General features: G+C 27.4%; 27 protein-coding genes, 1 tRNA gene and 1 other RNA gene. 5 read left to right on the top strand and 24 right to left on the bottom strand.

What is annotated here, in order from left to right:
* Positions 1-120: 120 nt before the first annotated feature.
* Positions 121-813 carry an iron-sulfur cluster assembly scaffold protein gene (locus ACRDDY_RS02910; RefSeq protein ID WP_438563467.1) on the bottom strand — a complete coding sequence of 231 codons (693 nt, stop codon included), beginning with the start codon at positions 811-813 and terminating at the stop codon, positions 121-123.
* Between the two features lie 242 nt (positions 814-1,055).
* Between ACRDDY_RS02910 and ACRDDY_RS02905 the strand changes: the two genes are divergently transcribed.
* Positions 1,056-1,138 (top strand) — tRNA-Leu (locus ACRDDY_RS02905).
* 58 nt (positions 1,139-1,196) lie between these two features.
* On the opposite strand, the gene ACRDDY_RS02900 is transcribed toward ACRDDY_RS02905, so the two are convergent.
* Positions 1,197-2,213, bottom strand: a complete 1,017-nt coding sequence (locus tag ACRDDY_RS02900; RefSeq protein ID WP_438563466.1) for a pyruvate kinase — start codon at positions 2,211-2,213, stop codon at positions 1,197-1,199.
* A 74-nt stretch (positions 2,214-2,287) separates the two neighbouring features.
* Positions 2,288-2,743, bottom strand: coding sequence for a hypothetical protein (locus ACRDDY_RS02895; protein ID WP_438563465.1), 456 nt, complete (start codon positions 2,741-2,743; stop codon positions 2,288-2,290).
* A gap of 108 nt (positions 2,744-2,851) precedes the next feature.
* Here ACRDDY_RS02895 and ACRDDY_RS02890 point away from each other — a divergent pair, with 108 nt between their 5' ends.
* The gene (locus ACRDDY_RS02890; protein ID WP_438563464.1) at positions 2,852-3,334 is read left to right on the top strand and encodes a DUF4883 family protein; all 483 of its coding nucleotides are present in this window, start codon (positions 2,852-2,854) and stop codon (positions 3,332-3,334) included.
* A 12-nt stretch (positions 3,335-3,346) separates the two neighbouring features.
* Here the strand turns inward: ACRDDY_RS02890 and folK are convergent, their stop codons facing one another.
* From folK to ACRDDY_RS02855, 7 genes are read right to left on the bottom strand one after another with little or no spacing between them, the layout of a single operon-like run.
* Positions 3,347-4,165 carry a 2-amino-4-hydroxy-6-hydroxymethyldihydropteridine diphosphokinase gene (folK, locus tag ACRDDY_RS02885; RefSeq protein WP_438563463.1) on the bottom strand — a complete coding sequence of 273 codons (819 nt, stop codon included), beginning with the start codon at positions 4,163-4,165 and terminating at the stop codon, positions 3,347-3,349.
* Positions 4,166-4,173: 8 nt separating this feature from the next.
* On the bottom strand, positions 4,174-4,980 hold the full coding sequence (folP, locus tag ACRDDY_RS02880; protein WP_438563462.1) for a dihydropteroate synthase: 807 nt from the start codon (positions 4,978-4,980) through the stop codon (positions 4,174-4,176).
* Positions 4,981-5,000: 20 nt separating this feature from the next.
* Complete coding sequence (locus ACRDDY_RS02875) at positions 5,001-5,477, bottom strand: HD domain-containing protein (RefSeq protein WP_438563461.1); 477 nt, start codon at positions 5,475-5,477, stop codon at positions 5,001-5,003.
* A gap of 3 nt (positions 5,478-5,480) precedes the next feature.
* Complete coding sequence (folE, locus tag ACRDDY_RS02870) at positions 5,481-6,035, bottom strand: GTP cyclohydrolase I FolE (RefSeq protein WP_438563460.1); 555 nt, start codon at positions 6,033-6,035, stop codon at positions 5,481-5,483.
* Positions 6,028-6,783: an aminotransferase class IV gene (locus tag ACRDDY_RS02865; protein ID WP_438563459.1), complete on the bottom strand. Its 756-nt coding sequence runs from the start codon at positions 6,781-6,783 to the stop codon at positions 6,028-6,030. Before ACRDDY_RS02865 ends, folE begins: the two co-directional genes overlap by 8 nt.
* Complete coding sequence (gene pabB / locus ACRDDY_RS02860; protein WP_438563458.1) at positions 6,761-8,134, bottom strand: aminodeoxychorismate synthase component I; 1,374 nt, start codon at positions 8,132-8,134, stop codon at positions 6,761-6,763. Before pabB ends, ACRDDY_RS02865 begins: the two co-directional genes overlap by 23 nt.
* A gap of 5 nt (positions 8,135-8,139) precedes the next feature.
* Positions 8,140-8,712 carry an anthranilate synthase component II gene (locus tag ACRDDY_RS02855; protein ID WP_438563457.1) on the bottom strand — a complete coding sequence of 191 codons (573 nt, stop codon included), beginning with the start codon at positions 8,710-8,712 and terminating at the stop codon, positions 8,140-8,142.
* A gap of 156 nt (positions 8,713-8,868) precedes the next feature.
* On the opposite strand from ACRDDY_RS02855, the gene ACRDDY_RS02850 reads away from it, so the two are divergent.
* On the top strand, positions 8,869-9,705 hold the full coding sequence (locus tag ACRDDY_RS02850) for a PHP domain-containing protein (protein ID WP_438563456.1): 837 nt from the start codon (positions 8,869-8,871) through the stop codon (positions 9,703-9,705).
* 30 nt (positions 9,706-9,735) lie between these two features.
* On the opposite strand, the gene ACRDDY_RS02845 is transcribed toward ACRDDY_RS02850, so the two are convergent.
* The 4 genes from ACRDDY_RS02845 to ACRDDY_RS02830 all read right to left on the bottom strand — a co-directional run bounded on the left by ACRDDY_RS02845 (position 9,736) and on the right by ACRDDY_RS02830 (position 12,632).
* A complete protein-coding gene (locus ACRDDY_RS02845; protein WP_438563455.1) occupies positions 9,736-9,954 on the bottom strand; it encodes a holin in 219 nt (72 codons plus the stop codon).
* A gap of 119 nt (positions 9,955-10,073) precedes the next feature.
* The gene (locus ACRDDY_RS02840; RefSeq protein ID WP_438563454.1) at positions 10,074-11,453 is read right to left on the bottom strand and encodes an aminopeptidase; all 1,380 of its coding nucleotides are present in this window, start codon (positions 11,451-11,453) and stop codon (positions 10,074-10,076) included.
* A 48-nt stretch (positions 11,454-11,501) separates the two neighbouring features.
* The gene (gene hprK / locus ACRDDY_RS02835; protein WP_438563453.1) at positions 11,502-12,413 is read right to left on the bottom strand and encodes an HPr(Ser) kinase/phosphatase; all 912 of its coding nucleotides are present in this window, start codon (positions 12,411-12,413) and stop codon (positions 11,502-11,504) included.
* Positions 12,414-12,425: 12 nt separating this feature from the next.
* Positions 12,426-12,632: a DUF896 domain-containing protein gene (locus tag ACRDDY_RS02830; RefSeq protein ID WP_438563452.1), complete on the bottom strand. Its 207-nt coding sequence runs from the start codon at positions 12,630-12,632 to the stop codon at positions 12,426-12,428.
* Between the two features lie 294 nt (positions 12,633-12,926).
* Here ACRDDY_RS02830 and ACRDDY_RS02825 point away from each other — a divergent pair, with 294 nt between their 5' ends.
* Positions 12,927-13,139: a hypothetical protein gene (locus ACRDDY_RS02825; protein ID WP_438563451.1), complete on the top strand. Its 213-nt coding sequence runs from the start codon at positions 12,927-12,929 to the stop codon at positions 13,137-13,139.
* A 144-nt stretch (positions 13,140-13,283) separates the two neighbouring features.
* Here ACRDDY_RS02825 and ssrS read toward each other — a convergent pair.
* The 7 genes from ssrS to ACRDDY_RS02790 all read right to left on the bottom strand — a co-directional run bounded on the left by ssrS (position 13,284) and on the right by ACRDDY_RS02790 (position 20,102).
* A non-coding RNA gene (gene ssrS, locus ACRDDY_RS02820) (6S RNA) lies at positions 13,284-13,479 on the bottom strand.
* A gap of 65 nt (positions 13,480-13,544) precedes the next feature.
* Positions 13,545-13,943, bottom strand: coding sequence for a hypothetical protein (locus ACRDDY_RS02815; RefSeq protein ID WP_438563450.1), 399 nt, complete (start codon positions 13,941-13,943; stop codon positions 13,545-13,547).
* 13 nt (positions 13,944-13,956) lie between these two features.
* Entirely contained in the window at positions 13,957-14,208 is a 252-nt protein-coding gene (locus ACRDDY_RS02810) for a DUF1292 domain-containing protein (protein ID WP_438563449.1), read from the bottom strand.
* Between the two features lie 158 nt (positions 14,209-14,366).
* Positions 14,367-16,652 (bottom strand): RNA polymerase recycling motor HelD, encoded by a 2,286-nt coding sequence (gene helD, locus ACRDDY_RS02805; RefSeq protein WP_438563448.1) that lies wholly within the window; start codon positions 16,650-16,652, stop codon positions 14,367-14,369.
* Positions 16,653-16,781: 129 nt separating this feature from the next.
* A complete protein-coding gene (gene cls, locus ACRDDY_RS02800; RefSeq protein WP_438563447.1) occupies positions 16,782-18,227 on the bottom strand; it encodes a cardiolipin synthase in 1,446 nt (481 codons plus the stop codon).
* 128 nt (positions 18,228-18,355) lie between these two features.
* Positions 18,356-18,883 (bottom strand): ECF transporter S component, encoded by a 528-nt coding sequence (locus ACRDDY_RS02795; protein ID WP_438563446.1) that lies wholly within the window; start codon positions 18,881-18,883, stop codon positions 18,356-18,358.
* 130 nt (positions 18,884-19,013) lie between these two features.
* Positions 19,014-20,102 (bottom strand): pyridoxal phosphate-dependent aminotransferase, encoded by a 1,089-nt coding sequence (locus tag ACRDDY_RS02790; protein ID WP_438563445.1) that lies wholly within the window; start codon positions 20,100-20,102, stop codon positions 19,014-19,016.
* A 136-nt stretch (positions 20,103-20,238) separates the two neighbouring features.
* On the opposite strand from ACRDDY_RS02790, the gene ACRDDY_RS02785 reads away from it, so the two are divergent.
* Complete coding sequence (locus tag ACRDDY_RS02785) at positions 20,239-20,364, top strand: hypothetical protein (RefSeq protein ID WP_438563444.1); 126 nt, start codon at positions 20,239-20,241, stop codon at positions 20,362-20,364.
* Between the two features lie 69 nt (positions 20,365-20,433).
* On the opposite strand, the gene ACRDDY_RS02780 is transcribed toward ACRDDY_RS02785, so the two are convergent.
* The 3 genes from ACRDDY_RS02780 to ACRDDY_RS02770 form a co-directional block, all read right to left on the bottom strand.
* Entirely contained in the window at positions 20,434-20,736 is a 303-nt protein-coding gene (locus ACRDDY_RS02780) for a hypothetical protein (protein WP_438563443.1), read from the bottom strand.
* The gene (locus ACRDDY_RS02775; protein WP_438563442.1) at positions 20,726-21,262 is read right to left on the bottom strand and encodes an RNA polymerase sigma factor; all 537 of its coding nucleotides are present in this window, start codon (positions 21,260-21,262) and stop codon (positions 20,726-20,728) included. Before ACRDDY_RS02775 ends, ACRDDY_RS02780 begins: the two co-directional genes overlap by 11 nt.
* Before the next feature lie 5 nt (positions 21,263-21,267).
* The coding region (locus ACRDDY_RS02770) for a hypothetical protein (RefSeq protein ID WP_438563441.1) at positions 21,268-22,066 on the bottom strand (799 nt) is incomplete at its 5' end.

The following is a 22,066-nucleotide window of genomic DNA, read 5'->3' as shown; positions in this document are numbered from 1 at the left end:
TAGCATCTTCTATTTTGTCCATCCCATATTTCTTAAGAACAGGAACGATTTGGTCTATTCTTCTTTCATAACTTTCAAATAATGCCATGATTAAATTCCTCCTTACAATCTCAATTTAAATTATTCGTGTCTTGGATCTACTAATCTAGCAGCTTCAGCAACTCTTCCGTATTGTCCTGCTGCTTTTTCCATAGCTTCGTTAGCGCTCATTCCTTTAGCTACGAATTCCATCATTTTTCCTAAGTGTACAAACTTATATCCAATGATTTCATTATCTTCGTCTAAAGCAATTTTAGTTACGTAACCTTCAGCCATTTCAAGGTATCTTGGACCTTTAGCAAGAGTTCCGTACATAGTACCAACTTGTGATCTTAATCCTTTTCCTAAATCTTCAAGACCAGCTCCGATTGGTAATCCTCCCTCAGAGAATGCAGTTTGAGATCTTCCATATACTATTTGTAAGAATAATTCTCTCATTGCAGTGTTTATAGCATCACAAACTAAATCTGTGTTCAATGCTTCTAATATAGTTTTTCCTGGTAATATTTCTGAAGCCATTGCTGCAGAGTGAGTCATACCTGAACATCCTATTGTTTCTACTAATGCCTCTTCTATTATACCATCTTTAACGTTTAAAGTAAGCTTACAAGCCCCTTGTTGAGGTGCACACCAGCCCACTCCGTGAGTTAATCCTGATATATCTTTTACTTCTTTTGCTAAAACCCATTTTCCTTCTACAGGAATTGGTGCTGGACCATGATTAGGACCCTTAGCGATTACACACATTTCTTGAACTTCTGTTGAATACATCATATTCTTTTTCTCCTCCCTATTATTAGATTAATAGACTTAAATTTTAAACCTATATTTCTAGCTAGGTCAAAAATTGCCCCACCGGGTAATTTTATCCTATCTTTATTTTAACAAATGAATAGAAATCAAACAACCTTATTTTAAAAATTTTCAGTATATTTTGTTTTTTATCCCTTTTTTTGTTTTATTATTTGAAATTCTTCTCTTTCTTTGATATAATCAATATGTTCCTTATAAATTTTGCCACCATGGCGGAACTGGCAGACGCACATGACTCAAAATCATGCGGGAAACCATGTGGGTTCGATTCCCACTGGTGGCACCAAAAAACCTTGTATATTTTATACAAGGTTTTTTTTATTATAATAATATTCATTCAAATATTATTTATTAGTGTATGCATTTATAAGTCCCTTTAAAAATTTTACTGTTTTAACTGGTGCTTTTCCTATTGAAGTTTCTCCTGACAATAAAAAACCAGTTACTTTCTTATGAATAAGATTATATATAGAATCCACCTCTGAAAAATCTGCTCTCTTTCCATTTTTCATACTATTTAATATATGGGTTCCTACAATAATTTCCTTTTCACCACTTAACTTTTCTAAATCTTTTAATAACCTATCTTGATAAATTGGAGCATTTACAATATTGCTTTCTGGTACTAAATCTCCCCTACCTATAACTATTCCATCTGATACTTCTATAATTTCTTTTCCTTTTTCAATACCTAATGGTGTTTCTATTTTAGACCAAATAAATGGTTTATAATTTTCATCTATCTTTTCTATATATTCTTTTACTATACTTATATCTTCTACACTTTCAACAAATGATTGACATATTATATCTATTTTATTTTCCACACACCATTTTATGCATTCTTTATCTCTTTCTCTTATTATTCCTTTTTCTCTTTCTATGCCTAAAATATTACAACCTTTTCCTCCTCTTATTATTCCTCCTCTAGTTACTAATGCTCTTATTTCATCATCTTTATATTCAATTATTTTAAATTGCATTGTATTATCTTTCATTGAAATATTTTTTATATCTTTATTCTTTATTACAACTGAACTTAAATTTAATGGAATTATTTTATCTTTTCCTTTGTACATTGGAGTCTTATATTTATCTTCACCACATATAATAATTTTCTCTCCATTATATACTTTATATATATATGGTAGTTTTTCAGAAATTCTTATTTTCCCTCCTGATAAATCTCCCATTATATGTACTTCTCCATCAATATCTTTTATAATTTTTCTTAAAGTTTCAAACTCTTCAAATCTTCCATGTGAAAAATTAAATCTAAAAATATTTACTCCTTTTTCTATAAGCTCCTTTATAACACTCTTTTCCATACAGCTTGGTCCTATCGTTGCTATTATCTTCATCTTCTCCCTCCTAAATAAAATCTATTTTAGGCTGCCTTTTCATTTTTTAGACAGCCTCTTTAAACATATTCCATTTATCTAATCTTTTTCTCCATTTTAAATATTTCTTTTATTATTTCTTTCATTGCAGCCTCTAGTTTTATTTCCTGATCATCTTTTTTTCCTAAAATTAATATTGCTGGTGCCTGTATTTCTTTTAAAAGATAAAATTTATTTCCTCCTTCTCTTAGATACAGATTTTTTTCTTTATAAATTTCTCTAAGGTTATCATAAATATAACTTGCTAAAAAACTACTTAAAATAGTTTTATCATAATAAATTACTGTCCCATTTCCTATTCCTTCCTCTAAATATACTCCTATAAACAAATCTAATTTTGATGAATTCGCCTCAAGAGCTCGTCTGTGAATTTCATATCCTTCATTTCTTTTTTTCTCCACAAACATATCAATAATGAAAAATCTCTCTTTTAAAGAATCTACAACATTTCCTGAAAACCTTTTTATATTACTATCTAATCCTATTTTCAAAAGTAATCCCTCCAGGGCTTTGCTTACTATACTATATTCAAAAATCTAAAAAAAGGTTCTACTTTGTATAAAAATAGAATATTTATTAAATTATAGGGGGTGTTTTTTTTGAAAAAAGTTTTTCTTTCTTTATTTTTCATAACTATTCTTCTTCTAACTGGATGTAGCTCTACATCATCAAGATATTTGAATTTTACAGATAATAAAGATAAAAATTATTATTTTGAAGAGATTTTAGAAAAGTTAAATGATAAAGAATCTTTTACCATAGAAGTTTTTGATGCAAATTTTTATAAAACTTATGATGTTTCTAATGAATATAATGAAATTATTTCTAGTTTTTTTACGTCTCTAACTACTGAATCTTTTGTTTCACCTATTGATAAAAATACTAACAAAAAAATTTTTGAAATCATTTTAAAATTTGATTCTAATTCGTACTATCTAACTATTATAAATGAAAACTATTTATATATTTCACCTTATGATGGTTATGTAGCTAGTGATTTTATAAATATGTCTTCAGTACCTAAAAAGTATAATCTTTATAACTTTTGTAATTTCATAGCTGAAAAGAGAGAGCCAATGTAAGCTCTCTCTTTCTTATTTATTCTTTATTTCATCTAGCAATCTAAATACTCTCTTATTTAATAGTGGATGTATTTTATTTGGACAAATCTCATTTAAAGGCTCTAAAACAAACTCCCTTTCTTCCATTCTTGGATGAGGAATAATACAAAAATCATCATTCGTTACTAAATCATCAAAAAAAATAATATCTATATCAATTATTCTAGGCCCCCACTTTATTCCTCTTTTTCTTTTCATTTTAAGCTCTATATCTAAAAGATTTCTCATAAGCTCTTTATAACTTAAAATAGTTCTTAGTTCCAATGCACTATTTAAAAATTCTTCTTGTTCTACTCCACCCCAAGGCTCAGTTTTAAGAAATTTTGCCTTATTACTTACTTCTACTCCTTCAATATTATCTATAAGCTCTATTGCCTTATTTAAATTTTCTTCTTTTTCTCCAATATTACTTCCTATAGATAAATAAGCAGTACTCCATTTTCTATTTACTTCTACTGCTGCATATTTTAAATGTCTTCCTATGGGTGCCCATGGTTTTTTCACCTTTACACGAACAGTTTCTACTATTCTATATTTATATAAAATATATTCACTAACCTTCTCTGCTAAAGTTTCTATTAAGTCAAAACATTCATCTACACATATCTTCTCTATACCATGGCATAGTTCACCATAATGTACTGATGCTTCTAAATCATTTTCTTTTGCAGCTTTTGCCATATCTAGCCCTAATTCTATATCAAATATAAATTTTTGCCCTAGAACTTTCTCTTCTTTAAATACTCCATGATTACTAAAAATCTCTACATCTTTTAAATATACTTTATCCATCTTTTCTCCTATTTTCCTAAAATTGCATCTGTCATAATACATGCTCTCTTATTTTCTTTTATATCGTGAACTCTTATAAATCTGCAGCCTTTAGATATTCCAAGAACAGTAGTTACAAGTGTTCCTTCTACTCTTTCATCCTTTGGTAAATCAAGTGTTAATCCTATCATTGATTTTCTTGATGTTCCAAGTAATACAGGAAAACCAAGTTCTTTTATTTTATCTACATTATTCATTGTCTCTAAATTTTGCTCTAAAGTTTTAGCAAAACCAATACCAGGATCTAAAATTATATTTTCTCTCTTTACTCCTGCTTCTAAAGCTAGATTTATACTTTCTATTAAATCTTCTTTTATATCCCTCATTAAATTAGTGTACGGAATATCTTCTCTATTATGCATAAGAACACATACTGTATTAGTTTCTGCACATACTTTTGCCATGTTTTTATCTTTTTTAAATCCCCAGATATCATTAATTATATCTGCACCTGCTTTAATAGCTTCTATAGCAACTTCACTTTTATAAGTATCTATAGATACCGGTATCTCAAAATTTTCTTTTATCATTTTAATTATAGGTACTACTCTATTAATTTCATCCTTAACTGATACTTCTGTATAACCTGGTCTTGTAGATTCTCCACCAACATCAATAATATCAGCACCTTCTTCAATCATTTCCTGAACTCTTATCTTTGCCTTTTCTAAACTATTAAATTTACCACCATCTGAAAAAGAATCTGGAGTTACATTTAGTATTCCCATTATATATGTTCTCTCATTTAAACAAAACTCTTTATTTCCTATTTTCATCTTTAAACTCTCCTTTTAATTTAATATTTTAGGTTCATATTCTTTTTTTCCTTTTTCCAATAACACTCTTTCTCTGCCATACATTTATAGCATTCTCTTGAAAGTTTATCACTTTCATATATTATCTTAAAAAGTAAATCATCATCATTTTCTTTTCTATGTGAGTCTATACATTTATAAATCAGGTTCTTTTCTTCTTCTGTATATGTAGTTTCTTCTAGAATTTCTTTGCTTAACATTATGCTTCCTATATTATGATCTATTCCCTCTTTATACTCTAGAACTCGTCCTATATCATGAAGAAGACCTACTCCATAAATTACTTCTTTTGAAACATTTATTTTTTCTTCAAGAACTCTTATATATGCTATTCTTGAAAAATTTAAAAAGTGCTCTAAATCATGCTTACAAAAAACTCTATCCTTCTCTAATATTTCTAGTTCCTTTAAGTACTTTCTATATTTCTCATTTTCAAATATCTCATTTACTTTTTTCATAATTTACCTATTTAATAATCCTAACGTTTCAAACCTTAAATCTTTATCTTCCCTCAATATTCCTCTATATGTTGTTGTTATAGTTTTTGTTCCTGGTTTTTTTACTCCACGCATTGTCATACATGTATGTTCTCCCTCAACCATAACTATAACCCCTTTTGCATCTAAATACTTCATAATATCATCTGCAATCTCTGCTGTCATTTTTTCTTGAAGTTGTGGCTTCTTAGAATGTATTTCTACACATCTTGCTAATTTTGAAAGTCCTGCAACTCGTCCATTTGGGATATAGGCAATATGGGCTTTCCCAAAGAAAGGTACTATATGATGCTCACACATTGAATAGAATGTTATATCTTTTTCTATTACTAAATCATCATTTTCTACTTTAAAAGTTTTCTCAAAGTATTCTTCTCCATCTTTATTTATTCCTGCAAATATTTCTTCATACATTCTATATACTCTTTCAGGAGTTTCTATTAAACCTTCACGCTCTGGATCTTCTCCAATCCCTTTTAATATAAGCTTCACGCCTTCAATTATTTGCTCTTTATTCATCTTTTTCCTCCATTTCTCTTACTCTATCTAAATATCTTTTAGAAATTTCTAAAAAACTTTCTTCTTTTTCAAATGTATATCCATTTATTGATTTAACTTTCATTATTCCTATTATACTATTACTCACTAAAATTTCATCTATAAATTCTAAATCTTCTATCTTAAAATTTTTTAAGGTAACATTAAATTCCTTCAATAGAAATTCTCTTATAGTTCCGTTTAAAAGCCCTTCTTCTACCCTTGGTGTATATATTTTTTTATCTTTCACAAAAAATATATTTCCTGTTGAAGTTTCACAAATATTTCCCTTTTCATTTATAAAAAGGCAATCATTATATCCATTTTTTAAAGCCTCTTCTCTTTCTAAAATATTTTCTAGATAATTAAGAGATTTTATTTTATTTAAGTTAGATGTTGAATTTCTAAAAACCTTACTTACACATAATTTAAAACCTTTCTTATAGTCTTCTTCTTTATATGGAATTTCTCTAGTTTTAAAAATTATATTTTTTTCAGTTACTACTATTTTTAAGACTTTATTCTCTATATTCATTTCATCTATAATCTCTTTTATATTTTCTTCAACTTCTTTAAGTCCTATAACTTTTAATCCTTCATTTAATCTTTTTATATGAAAATCTAAAAATTCTGGCTTTTTTCTTATTAAAATAGTTTCAAATAGTCCTCTTCCAAAAAATAATCCTGAATCTAAATAAGCCTTTTCATCACTTATTATTATCTCTCTCAAAACTTAACACCTCCATTAAAGCTTTTGCCTTTTGAAGAGTCTCTTCATATTCATCTTCCTCTAAAGATTCATATGTTACCCCTCCTCCTACTCCAAAATAAGCTATACCATCTTTTTTAAGTATTGTTCTTATAACAATATTAAAATCACTATTTCCTCTTAAGTCAAAATATCCTATAGAACCTGTATATAAATTTCTTTTTACTCCTTCAAGCTCTTCTATAACTTCCATGGCTCTTATTTTAGGTGCTCCTGTTATAGAACCTCCTGGGAAACACTCCTTAATTGCTTTTATACTACTTATCTCATCTCTCACTATTCCTTCAATAGTTGATACGAGATGAAATACAGTTTCATATTTCTCTATTTTAAAAAGTTCAGTTACATTTACAGTTCCACTTTTACAAATTTTACTTAAATCATTTCTTTCTAAATCAACAATCATTAATAATTCACTTTTATCTTTTTCACTATTAATAAGTTCATTTTTATAAAACTCATCTTCTTTTTCATTTTTACCTCTTGGTCTTGTACCTTTTATAGGTCTTGTATGAATTCTTTTATCTTTTATTTGAATAAATCTTTCAGGTGATGAACTTATTATTTGAAAATCTCTATAATCTGCAAATACAGAAAAAGGGGCTCCATTAATTTCTCTTAACCTTTTATACATATCGAAACTTTCTTTATTTGTTCTACATTTATATCTTTGAGTCATATTTGCTATATAAATATCACCCTCTTCTATATAATTTCTCATTTCCTTTACTGCATTTATGTAACTTTCTCCTGTAAAATTACTTTCAAATACAATATCTTCTTTTAAAATTTCTTCTTTTCTATTTTCAATTTTTCTATTTATTTTTTCTTTTAATTTTTCTATACTGTCTATACATTCTTCTTCATTATCACATAAAGCTGTCACATATATATTCTTATTTATCAAATCAAATATAATTATATTCTCATATAAATAAAATCTCATATCCGGAATTTTTATGTCTTCTATACTTCTATCTTCTATTTCTTCAAGCATTCTTCCAGTATCATAAGAAATATATCCTACATACCCTGCAATTAAAGGAATTTCTGATGGATAGTTTACTTTAAAACTTTCTACTCTTTTTTCTAATTCTGAAAAAGCTTCTCCTTCTATCTCTTCACCATTTATAAAAACTTTTGTATCTATACATTCAAAACTATCTATTTTATTTAATCCAATAAAAGAATATTTTGATAAACCTTCATCCTCTTTAGAACTATCTAAAAAAATTGAATCTTTACTCTTTACCATTTCAAAAATTTCAATTGAACTTAAACTCGTTTCTATTTTTTCTATTTTAAATTTCATTCCTATCACCCCTTGCAAATTCTTATAAATTCTTTTAAAACTGTATGACCTTCCTCAGTTAAAACTGCTTCTGGATGATATTGCACACCATATATTTCATAGTCTTTATGTTTAATACCCATTATAACTCCATCCTCTGATTCTGCTGTTATAAGAAGTTCCTTTGGTAAACTTTCTTTCTCTACAATCAATGAATGATATCTTGTTACATTAAATTTATCTTTTGTATTTTTAAATATCCCTTCTTTATTCGTAGTTATTCTACTTATCTTCCCATGAACAGGCTTTTCACCTTTTATAATTTTTCCACCAAAAGCATATCCAATACATTGATGCCCTAAACATACTCCAAGTATAGGAATCTTCCCCTTAAAACTATGTATAATATCTATTATTTCTTTTGAATCTTTTGGTGCTTTAGGTCCTGGTGAAATAACTATTCCCTCTGGATTTAATTTATATAACTCCTCTACTGTTATTTTATCTCTTCTAAAAACTTTAATCTCCTCATTAAGTTCTTCAAAATATCTAACTAAGTTATATACAAATGAATCATAATTATCAATCATTACTATCATGCCATATTCCTCCTTTTCATCTCCTTATTTTTCCATAGCTATTTTGTTAATAGTTTAAATCTCCTCTATTTTAATTTAAATTAAGGAGACTTTTATGATAAAATACTTTTAATACATTAAATTATAACATGCTATTAACAGAAAGGAGTTTTTAAAATGTTAAAATCAGAATTTCATGCTCATACAACAGCCTCTGATGGGATACTTTCCCCAAGTGATGTAGTTAAAAGAGCTTTAAAAAATAATGTCTCCTATTTAGCTATCACAGATCACGATACTGTTTGTGGAATTGAGGAAGCATTAACAGCTTCAGAAGGAACTTCTTTAAAAATTATACCTGGAATAGAGTTATCCACTAATTTCAATGGTGAAAGTATTCATGTTTTAGGATTTTTTAAAGATTCTTCTTATAAAAAGAAAGAATTTACTGATATTTTAGATGCTATAAAAGATAGACGTATTATTAGAGCAAAAGAAATTGTTCAACGATTAAAAGAGCATTTCAATATTGATATTTCTCTTGATAAAGTTTTATCACAAGGTAGAGATGTAATTGCTAGACCTCATATTGCAAATGAAATTATAGATTCTGGATATGAGTATTCATTTGATTATATTTTTGACAATTTTATAGGCAAGGATAAACCAGCTTACGTACCTACTAATAAGCTCTCTACTAAAGAGGGTATCGAAATTCTTCATAAATATAATGCTATTGCAGTTTTAGCTCATCCTGTTTTAATAAAGAACTCAAACCTTACGGAATTTTTACCATTTAACTTAGATGGAATTGAAGCTATTTACTATCAAAATACAAAAGAGGATGAAAGAAATTTAAAAGCGTTTGCTAAAGAACATAATCTTTTAATAACTGCTGGTTCAGATTGTCATGGAAACTTTATATGTGACACTCGTCATGGGGATATTGGTGAAATGACTTTACCTTCTGAAAATTTAGATGCTTTATTAAAAACATTAAATATTAATAACTAAAATAAGAGGACTATTTTTAGCCCTCTTTTATTATTCTATTGCTTTAATTTCTTTATCATCTAAGAATCCTTTACTCTCTGTTGTTGGATTATTTAATATTCCTGCCATTACAAGTATCCCAAGAACTGCTGTAATTATTTCATTGTAATTTTCTGGTAATACATTGATATTAAATCCTTTTAATACCATAGGTACTAATGCAGCTACCGATATCCATAATCCATAATTTTTAAACCTTGATAAATCCATTTTCCATCCCTCCCTTTCTTTACTTTTAATATATGATTCGACAAAAAAATGTGTGAACTCTTTATAATAAAACAAAAAAAGAATTCATTTAGAAAAACTAAATGAATTCTTTCTTATTTCTATGCTTCTTTTAAGAAGGCAACATATCCTTTTTTAGTTTCATATATATCAACCTTAGATGCTATTTCCCATGGTGCATGCATATTTTGAAGTGCTACTCCACAATCTATAACTTCCATTCCATATTGAGCTAAAATATAAGCGATTGTTCCACCGCCTCCTTGGTCTACTTTACCAAGCTCTGCTGTTTGATATGATACATCATGCTTTTCCATCATAGCTCTAAGAGCTGCCATGTATTCAGCATTTGCATCATTACATCCACCTTTTCCTCTTGAACCAGTATATTTATTAAATACAATTCCTCTTCCAAAGAATGCACTATTTTTCTTCTCCATAACTGATGGATAATTAGGATCAAATGCAGCACTTACATCTGATGATAACATTCTTGAATTTGCAAGACATCTTCTCATTTTTATTTCTGAGAATCCTTCTTTTCTATCAATAACTTCTGCAACCATATTTTCAAAGAATTTTGAATGCATTCCTGTTGCTCCAATACTTCCAACTTCTTCTTTATCTACTAAAAGACATACTGCTGTTCTATCTATTTTTTCAACTTCTAAAAGAGCTAATAATGAAGCATATGAACATACTCTATCATCATGACCATAAGCCATAACCATACTTCTATCTAATCCATAATCTCTTGCAGGGCCTGCTGGAACTACTTCAAGTTCTGCTGATAAGAAGTCGCCCTCTTCAAAATCATATTTTTCTTTTAATAATTTTAATATGTTCGCTTTAACAGCATTCTTTTCTTCACCTTTAAGCGGCATACTTCCAACTAAAACATTTAAATCTTCACCTTCTACAACAGTTGCACCTTTTTTACTAAGTTGATCTGATGATAAATGTGCTAAAAGGTCAGAAATCCCTATAACAGGATCACTTTCCTCTTCTCCTATTACAACTGAAACAGTACTTCCATCTCTTTTAGCTACTACACCATGAATTGCAAGTGGTAAAGTAACCCATTGGTACTTTTTAATTCCACCATAATAGTGAGTTTCTAAAAGTGCTAATTCTGAATCTTCATATAAAGGATTTTGTTTTAAATCAAGTCTTGGAGAATCTACGTGAGCTCCTAAGATTTTTAACCCTTTTTCTAATTCCTCTTCGCCTATCACAAAAAGAGCTAAAGCTTTGTCCATATTATTTGCATATACTTTATCTCCAGCCTTTAAGCTTTTTCCTGATTTTATTATGTCCATTAAATCTACAAAACCATTCTTTTCAGCCATTTCAATAGATTCTTTTACACATTCTCTCTCTGTTTTACACTTTGACATAAAGTCTCTATATCCATCGCAAAAAGAAAATATTTCTTTTACTCCTTGTTCATCATACTTTTCCCAAGCATTTTTCATTTCCATATTCAATTCCTCCTTAAATATATCTATATATTATAGGCAGTCTTACTCTTAATTATCACTAATTTGATTCATTCTGCTTTCTATTATATCTACTGGTGTTTCTTTAGACATTAAAGCATATCTAAAATTAACTGCTGCTGCTTCTACTATTACTGCTATATTTCTACCTGGTCTTATTGGTACTGTTAATTTCCTAACTGGAACTCCTAATATATCCATATATTCAAAGTTAGTTCCAAGTCTGTCATAATCACCATCATTTTTCCAATGCTCAAAATGCATTACAAGTTTTATATCTTTTTCTTCTAAAATTGAACTCAATCCATAAAGAGATGATACATCTATTATTCCAATACCTCTAACTTCAAGCATTCCTATCGTAATTCTTGGTGAAAATCCTATAAGATCTCCATCAATTTCTTTTATGTCAACTGCATCATCAGTAACTAATCTATGTCCTCTTTTTATAAGTTCTAATGCAACTTCACTTTTACCAATTCCACTCTCCCCTGTTATTAATATTCCAATACCATAAACATCTACAAGTACTCCATGAAGTCTTGTTTCTGGAGCAAGTTTATCAGCCATATAAACAGTTAACTTACTTATAAATTTAGTTGTAACAAGATTACTTCTTAATACCCACACTTTTTTCTCTCTTGCATATCTTAAGAACTCATCATGTGGAATTAACTCCCTTGTTATTATTATACATTTTACTGGAAAGCTAAAATACTTTTTTAGACGTTTATTTCTAAGTTCTACTTGCATATCATCTAAAAAACTCCACTCTGCTTTTCCTATAACTTGTATTCTTTCTGGTGTAAAATAATTGTAGAATCCTGAAAGCTGCAGTCCTGGTCTATTTATATCACTTACAGTTATAACTTCATCTTTTTCTCCTTCTACTATAATTTCTAAATCAACATCTTTTATTAGCTTTTTAACAGTTACTGCCATATATATCCCCCTCTATTTTTTCTTATATTCTAATCCACTTAATTGTGATTTTAAATTACCTTTAACAGCATCTACATATCTTTTTCTTAAAGCTTGCTGAATTTCTTTTTCACTATCACTTAAACCTTCTTCTTTTGACTTTTTATATAACTCATTTATTTTTGCTGTCACTTCATCTAGTGATAAATCTTTTATATCTTCAATTTTAACGTTTTCCATAAATCTTTTCCTCACTTTCAATGCTATATAATTTATTTTACCTATATTTAATTATATAATCAAATTATTGTACTTTCTATAAATTTATATTTTTTTATTTTTTGTTTATTTTCGACACATCTTATCAAAAAACCTCTCATTTGTTTCCTCGTTTTATATTTTTCAACATACTTCTATATGCACTTTGACAAATTTTGTAAAATAATAAAGAACGATTTTCTCCCTTTATATTCCATTTCTTGTTATAATATGACTACAAACTTTATTATTCCCCACAAAAGGAGATGGTGATACATGACATTTAGACAATTAAAGAGAAAAATCAATTTTAAAAAATTACTTTTAAACAAATTAATTATTTTTATAAATCCTACAAATAAATTTATGGTAAATTTATCTGTAAGTTTAGATAAAGATGTTTCATTATATCAACGTTGTCTTTATAAGCGTTATAGAACTCGTAATTTATCTCGTCCTGTTGCTGTTAAAAATAAATTAATTGCTTAAATTAATTTTTTCAATGTTCTTATAATTTAAACATATTTTATAATAGGCTAATAACTTCTAAGTTAAGTTATTAGCGTATTATATTTTATTTTTCTCTTATATATAAAAAAAATACCCCGCTATGAGGTATTATCTTCAAAAAAACTAATTCCCAAACATGCCGTTTGCCCATATATTCAAGACCTGCCTCTCGCAGGTGGGTTTCACTCAATCTACCTTTTGTCTTCTTCTGCATAAATGAAGCTTGCGCTTTGAAGCCTGACATATTTAAATCTATTGCAAATCCCGAATATATAATGTAGGTTGAATATTAAAGGCTTGGCGAACATCTCAGGAATGTTATGCTTTTATTATAGCACATTTTATTTTTATTTCAACTTTTTATTTTTATAAAATCTTAGACTATTAGTTTAAGTAATCGTTTAATAAACTTTCTAAGTCACCTTCAAATTCATCTATACAAAAAGCTATTCTAAATTTTATATAATCTAAGGTATTTGCATCAATTTCTAATTCTTGTGATTTTCCTGTAAGTTCTAAATCATCACCAATATCATCAACAATGCTCTCTACATTATCTTTAGCAATATCTAATAAATATGGAATGTAATAATCAGTTCTCCATTCATCACTATCTTCTTCTAAATCACTTTCCTCATTAGCGTAGGCTTTAGCACCTTCAATTTCTTCTCTATCAAAATCATAGAAACATTCTAAAATGCATTTTTCATCGTCTACTTTTATTTCCTCAATTTCAGTTAATCCATTTTCTTGTAGTAATTCTATTATATTTGCTAAATTCATTATAGTCCCCCTCCTAATATAAAAGTTTTTTATATTCTTTCTTTACAGCTTGAAATTCATTGTCATCTTCAACAATATTTAATTCTTCATTTCCATCAACTACGTCTATCCTAAACATATGAATTTCTCCATCTGTGTTATCTTCTACTGAAGTTAATAGTAAATAATCTTTATTTTTATCTTCTAAAAATACTTTTGCTACTACTTCAAAGTCTACCTTATTACCCTCTTCATCTCTAAATGACATTATATCTTTAATTTCCATCATTTCACTCTCCTTTGTTTTCTATCTCATATTATAATTTCTCTTCTCTATAAATTCAATTTAAATTTAAAAATTCCTTTCTATAATTATAATTTATTATAGCTAAGAAAATTTATTTAAGAAGTCTTCTTAAAATTCTCTTAGCTATAAATTATTTTCTAAATTTTAATAAGTTCTGTTAACTTATCTCTTTTTATTACATACTCACTATGAAGTGCTCTTGTTAATGAAACATATAAAAGTCTTTCATCTAATATATTTTTTCCATATCTCTCTTCACTTGGATTATAAATTACACTACAATCAAACTCTAACCCTTTAGTTAAATATGATGGTATTATAATTAAATCTTCATTAGATTCTTTTTCTTTTCCTTTTATTCTTTTAAATTTATTTTTACTATTTTTCTTTATTATCTTTTCTAAACTTTCTGCTTCCGTAGAGTCTTTTGTAATAATTGCAATCATATTCTTTCCTTGGAGTCTTACTTTTTCAACAATTTTATCAATTTCACATCCAACAGCCTTATCATCATCACACTCTACTATCATTGGTTTTTCACCATGTCTTAAAACTGGCTTTGCATCTTTAAGTCCTAAATCTTGAGCTTCTAATGCACCTTTAGCAAAATCTATTATTTCTACAGTTGAACGATAACTTTGACTTAAACTTATATAGGTTGCATTCCCTTTAAATAAACCTTTAGTTATTACTTCCCAGTCTTTAAGACCTTTATAATAGTAAATTCCCTGTGCTATATCTCCAACTAAAGTTAGTGAATTCCCTTTAGCAAGCTCATTAACAAGGTATACTTGGAATGGACTATAATCTTGAGCTTCATCTACAACTATATGTTTAAACTTTTCTTCTTCATCAATTCCTTCTAGTAATACTCTTATATAAAGAAGTGCTGCTAAATCATCCTCATCAGTTAATCCTTCTTCTTTTCTTTTTATAAACTCTTGTCTCATAAAGTTTTCTAAAACTTCTGGTATTTTATCATCAGTTGCTATCTTAAATAATTCTTCATCAAGCATGAAATTTTCATATATTTGGCTTGAATCTATCCCTCTCCACTCTTTAAAATATTCATTTAAAATAGTCTTAGCATTTTTTCTTATACCATTTTTTATTTTATCTCTTTCATCATAGCTTTCTACTAAAGCTTTCCTTCTTTCATCTTTATCTTCAATAGTTTCTTTAATTTCCTTTATCTTTGGTTCCCATCTATTATCAAAATTTAAAATTAAACTCTCTGTCTTTTCTTTTATTTTAAGATTTAAATATCTTTTTATTTCATCTTTCCTTTTATTTATAGGATATGATTTTAAATCTCTTAAATAAAGTCTCATTATTTCTTTTCTTGAAAATAATACTTGACCCTCTACCTTTATATCCTCTATATCAAAAGCTCTTCCCTCCACTAAAGTTATATATCTATCTATCATCGTTTTAAAAGTTAATGATCCTCTTATTTTAGATGAATTTACTATAAGTTTCCTTTCCTCTTCTGTTGCTTCAAGTAAACTTTTTAACTTTTCATCTTTATTATATATTTTCTTTTTAAGCTTAGCTTTTTTCTTAACTAAATCCTCAAAAGTACTTTGAGTAACTTCATGTGCTCCTAAATTTGGAAGTATATCTGATATATAATCTAAAAATAATTTATTTGGTGCTAAAACTAAAATATCCTCTCCACTCATAGTTTCTTTATATCTATAAATAAGATAAGCAAGTCTATGTAATGCTATTGTTGTTTTTCCTGAACCCGCTGAGCCCTGTACTATTATCGGTAAATTTCTTGGCCATCTTATAATATCATTTTGTTCTTTTTGGATTGTAGCTACAACTTCCTTTAATTTCTTCCCTCTACTTTCTTCAAGATTTATCTTAAGAAATTCATCTACTAATCCTTGCCCCTCTTCCCCATTTATCATAAGTTCATTTAGACCTTCATCAAAAACTCTCTCTAGTTCAAACTCTTCATTAAACAAAAATTTTCTCTTTAAAGATAGCTCTCCATCAATAATTCCAGCTGGTGCTTTATAACTAGCCTCTCCACCTGTTCCACTATAATAAAGGTCTGCAACTGGTGCTCTCCAATCTACAACAATTTCATCTCCACTCTCACTATCACTTATACCATGTTTCCCAATATATATTTCTTCAACCTTAATGGTCTTATGTTCTCTAAAATCTACTCTTCCAAAGTATGGAACATTAAATGCTTCTTCATATTCTGCAATATCTTTTTTTGCTAAGTTTAATGCTTTTAAAGTTGCATCCTTCTCCATATTATACTTTCCCTTAGTCTCTTTGCTAAGAGTTATATATTTATCTGAAACACCGTTTACGTAGCTTTCTTTTCTTTTAAGTTCATCATTTATAAGTTTTCTTTTCTTCTCTAAAATCTCTTTTTCTTCTATCAAAGCCTTGCTTTTCATTTTTCCACCTCTTTTTACTTATTAAAGCGCTACCTTTAATAATATCTTTTTTTACTTAAGTTTTCAATTATAGAAATTAAATAAGCTACCATAAAGGAAAGAAAATCCTAAATGCTAGCTTAACTATTCTTAAAGCAATGGTGACAATAATCTGCTTATTGATTCTAATATTTTTTGAACTTTTCCTCTTTTTCTAAACTCTTCTTTTATAAGTTCATTTGAATCTTTTAAATCATTTGCAAAATCTTCTTCTGACTTTATTGCTATATCTTTATTATACATAACAGATACTATTTCAAAGTCTAATCTAAAACTTCTTATATCCATATTTGCGCTTCCAATACTCACAACTTCTGAATCAATAGCTAAAACTTTTGCATGAACAAAACCTTTATTATAATAAAATATACGTGCTCCTGCTTCCACTAAAGGTTCAACATAGGAATTTGCTACCCATTTTAAAAATCTTCTATCTGGATTTCCTGGAATTATAATTTGAACATCTATCCCTGATAATGCTGCAAGTCTTAAACTTTCAAGCATAACATCATCTGGAATAAAATAAGGTGTTGTCATTCTTATGCTTTTTTTAGCTGCCATTATCATTTTTACATAGGCATTTTTTATAAATTCATCTTTATGATCCGGTCCACTTGTAACAATTTGCATTGATACATTTCCTCTTTTTAAGTCTCCCTTATAAATAAATTGGTCTAAATCTTCAACTTCTTTTTTAGCTGCATAACACCAATCTAAAACAAATCTTTCATTGATGTCATTTACAGCATCTCCATTTATTCTTATATGAGTATCCCTCCAGTTTCCTATCTTAGGATCTCTTCCTAAATATTCATCTCCAACATTATATCCCCCTATATATGCAAACTCTCCATCTATAACAACTATTTTTCTATGATTTCTATAATTTGCTCTTGGATTTATATATGAAAGAATTCTTGGGAAAAATGATGCAAACTCTCCACCAAGTTTTAAATATTCATCAAGCTTTCCACCTCTAGTTAATGATGTAGAACCAAAATCATCAACTAAAAGTCTTACTTTAACTCCTTCTTTTAATTTTTCTTCTAATATAGATAGAATTTCTGCTCCTATATTATCTTTTCTAAAAATATAATAATCCATATTAATATAGTTCTTAGCATTTCTTAAATCATTTAATAATGAATCAAACTTTTCTTTTCCTGTAACAAAAACTTTAACATCATTATTCATTACATATCTTGATGAACAATTATTATAATTCATTCTAACAAGATCCAGATATTTGCTTCCAACAACTTCCTTTTCTACATTGCTCTTCCTATCTTTTTCAAAAAATCTTGTTTTGTATTCATCTATTTTTTCCTTTTCTTTAAATAATTTTCTTCCACTAAAGTTTTGTCCTACTAACAGATATAATATAAATCCTATATAAGGTAAAATAAAAAATACTAAAATCCATGCTAATGTTGTTGTTGGATTTTTTCTATCTACAAAAATAACTACTCCTGCAAATATAATATTTAGTACAAATAGTATCGCCTCTAATATAACTATTACCTGAGACCAATGCATAATCCTATTCACTCCTCATTTGTTTAATTTTGAACAATCTTGAATAAAATAACTATACTATATATTCTAAGTCTATTTTTAATTATTCTTTAAAGTTAAAAGTTTTTTAATCTTTTATTTTATTATGATTAATATTTCTCTTCATTATTCATATTTTCTTTAAAATTTATTTTTAATTTAGAAATGCTCATAACCTTAAGTATCCAGTATGAAATCCCTCCGTCTACTAAGTGATGAAGAAATCCTCCAACTCCTGTAACTACTAGTAAATTAAATAAATCAAGTCCTACAAAAGGCATTACTACAAGTGCTTCTAATACTCCATGTAACATTCCTATAAATAAAGTTATTTTTATATATCCCATATTTTTTTCTATTAATTTTGCTCCTATATATCCAACTATTATATGTGTACTTGCTCTAAACACAACTGGCATAGACATTCCTGCAAGTAAAAATCCAATAGTTGAACCTACTCCAACAACTACTGCTACAATAGGTGAGATGACCATACTTATAAACATTGGTACATGTGCTGCAAGTGTTGCTGAAAACGGTGGTATATAAATTTTCAAAAATCCAAATTGAATTGGAATAATAATAGATAATGCTATTAGAAGTGATGCATAGGTTAATAACTTAGTTTTCTCTCTCATAAATTCTCTCCTCCTTACCTTTTAGTGTATATACATTAAGATACACTTTTATTTCAATATTGTAAATATAAACTTTTTTAGATTTTATTTACAAATTAAAAAGCACAGTAAATTTTACTGTGCTTTTCTCTTAATTTTCAATTTTACTTTTTTCCTCTTTTAATGCATTTATTAATCTTTCATTTTCTTCTGTTTTAAGTATGCAAACTCTAAAGAAGTTCCTATCTAAGCCTTCAAAAGAAGTACAATCTCTAATTATCATTCCCTTTTTAGCTAAGTTTTGATATAAGAGACTTGATTCTTTTCCATTTTTTATTTCACAAAGGATAAAATTTCCTTTTGTTTCATAAACCTTTATATAATCTACCTCTTTTAAACTCTCTTGTAAATTATTTATCTCCCTCTTTACATGAACTAAAGTTTTTTCTATAAATTCTTTATCTTTAAACATCTCTTCTCCCATTATTGTTGCTAGAATATTTATATTCCATAATGGTAATGATTTTTTTATTTTTTCTTTAATCTCTTCATTTCCTATAAGCCCATAACCTAATCTTATTCCTGGTGTACTAAAAAATTTTGATGTTCCTCTTATTACATATAAATTTTTATATTCATCTACAAGACTAGCTGAACTATATATTTCTTTTTTAGTAAACTCTATATAAGTTTCATCTACCATAAAAAATGTATTCTCATTACTACTTATAATTTCTTCTATCTCACTTCTCTTAAAACAAAAGCCTGTTGGATTATTTGGGTTACAAATTATAACTAAATCATAATTTTTTTCTTTAATCTCTTTTTTAAAATTCTCTAAATCCACTTTAAAATCATACTCTTTTTTAGTAAAATATTTTTCTATTTTACAATCTATTCTCTTTAAATCTTTTTCATATTCTGAATATGAAGGATATAATATTAATGCCTTTTTAGGATTTATAGTATCCACAAAAGATACTATAAGTTCTGTTGCTCCCCCACCTAAAACTATATTATCTTTATTACAGTTTGCATAAGATGAAATAGACTCTCTTAAAGATATGTATTCTGGATCTGGATATATTGATACTTCATCTATTTTCTCTATAACTTTTTTCTTAGCCTTATCTGATGCTCCAAAAGGATTTATATTAGAACTAAAATCTAATAATTCTTCTTTCTTTATTCCTAAACTCTCCTCTAAATCAAAAAGGTTAGCTCCATGTTTTTCACTCATACTATTCACTCCTAACTTTATCTTTTATATCATACCATATCATTTATATTTTAGTCATATCGTAAGGCTTTCATTAATATAATATTGTAAAGTAAAAAGTTAAGTATTTACTTAAATAAATTTTGAGGTGAGAGATATGTCAATGGATCAAAAAAAATTACAATTAGAAGCTAGACTTCACTTATTAACTAATAAAGGAACAAGCCCTAAAATAGTTGCTAAATTAAAAAGAAAACTTAGAAATTTACAAGAAAATAATTAGTAAATTCAAAATGGCTATCATAAACTAAATGATAGCCATTTCTCTTATAATACAATCTCTATCTTAAAGCTATTTCTTATTCAATACAATATAACTTCTTATCTCTTCTTTATATTCTTTAGTTATTTCTTTTAATGAGAAAATTGTTGGTAGCATTATAATTATAATTGCTACTCCTATAATTCCTCTTATATCTATTTCTATTTCTTGCTCCATTAAAACTTTTATTTTTCTTTTTAGGCTCTTTTCTTCTATTTTTTCTTTCTCTAATCTTTCTTCTAATTTATCATAAAAATCTTTTCCAAGCTTTTGTTCACTAAAAGTCTTTTTGAAGCTATTTTTAAGTTCTATTTCTAATCTATCATTTTTCATTTTTTAAAAGCTCCTTTTCTAAAGCATCTTTTCCTCTTTTAAGCCAAGTTTTTATGGTCCCTTCCCTTTTTTCTAAAACTTCACTTATTTCTTTTATTTTTAAATCCTCATAGTAATATAGATATAACACAGTTTTATATTCCTTTTTTAACTTCTCTAATGCTTCTAATAAATGTCCTTCTTCTAAACTTTCTATAACTTTTTCTTCATATCCCTCTTCTTTTATAAATTCTACATTTTCTATATTTGAATACTTTTTTTCTCTTATACACATTGTTTTACAAGTGTTTATTGTAATTTTGTATATCCATGTATATATAGAACTCTCCCCTTTAAAATTATCTAAATATCTATATATTTTTATTAATGTTTCTTGTGTTATATCTTGACTTAAAGTTTTATTTCTTGTATATAATTTTGCTAAATTATATATTCTATCACTAAATTCTAGGACTATGTCTTCAAATGCTTTTTCTCTATCACGTTTTATAACTCCTAAAACTTCTCTCCCCCTCATTGTTTCCATAAAGTTTACTCCCTATTTCCATATCTCTCATAAAAGCTTTCATATTCATTTTTCAAATAATTTATCTCATCTTTATTTTCGTTTATTTTATATAATTCCTTTAGTAAAATTTCTTCTGATTCCTTAGCTTTTAAAAATCTTTCCTCTGTATAATACTCTTTTAAATTATCATTAAACTCCCATGGATAATGATTTGTCCTAAGCCTTACTAATGGATATATATATTCTGGCTTATACCCTTCTTCTTTTATTTTATTTAAAAACCACTCTTCCCCTTCCTTCATTTTGCCATTGTCTAAAAGCTTTATCCCCTCATTTGTTTTCATATCTTTCCCTTCAATACTAGTTTTTACTCTATTTGAATTAATAATAATTTTTCTTCCCTCTACTACTTTAATAGCTTTAACCTCTACATAATCAATAGTATCTTTTTCAAATCTTCCCCCAAAAGATATCTCTGCTCCCTTTATTACTCCCATCTTAGGTTTTTTACCTTTTAAAATTTCCTCATCAGTTCTTAAGTCATGAGAATAGGTTCTCTCTATATAAGTTTTAAAAGATCCTAAGCTTCCATTTATTAACGGCACTGAAACCTTATTATCCTTACTTTCTATAAATTCATGTATTCCAGCATTCTTGTCAATAAATGCAAGAGTTATTTCATAATATTCTGCTCCATTTACCTTATCAAAGTTTATATCAAATTTATTGCCTTCTAGCTTTAAATCTTCATCTATATTTATATTCATTCTTTTTTTATAGTCTAAATTTAATTCATACACTTTATTATTTTTTGTTTTTTTT

The organism is Clostridium sp. (genome assembly GCF_051656525.1).
Taxonomy (GTDB): domain Bacteria; phylum Bacillota; class Clostridia; order Clostridiales; family Clostridiaceae; genus Clostridium.
The sequence above is the reverse complement of the archived record's forward strand: the minus strand, read 5'-3'. Positions and strand labels throughout refer to the sequence as shown.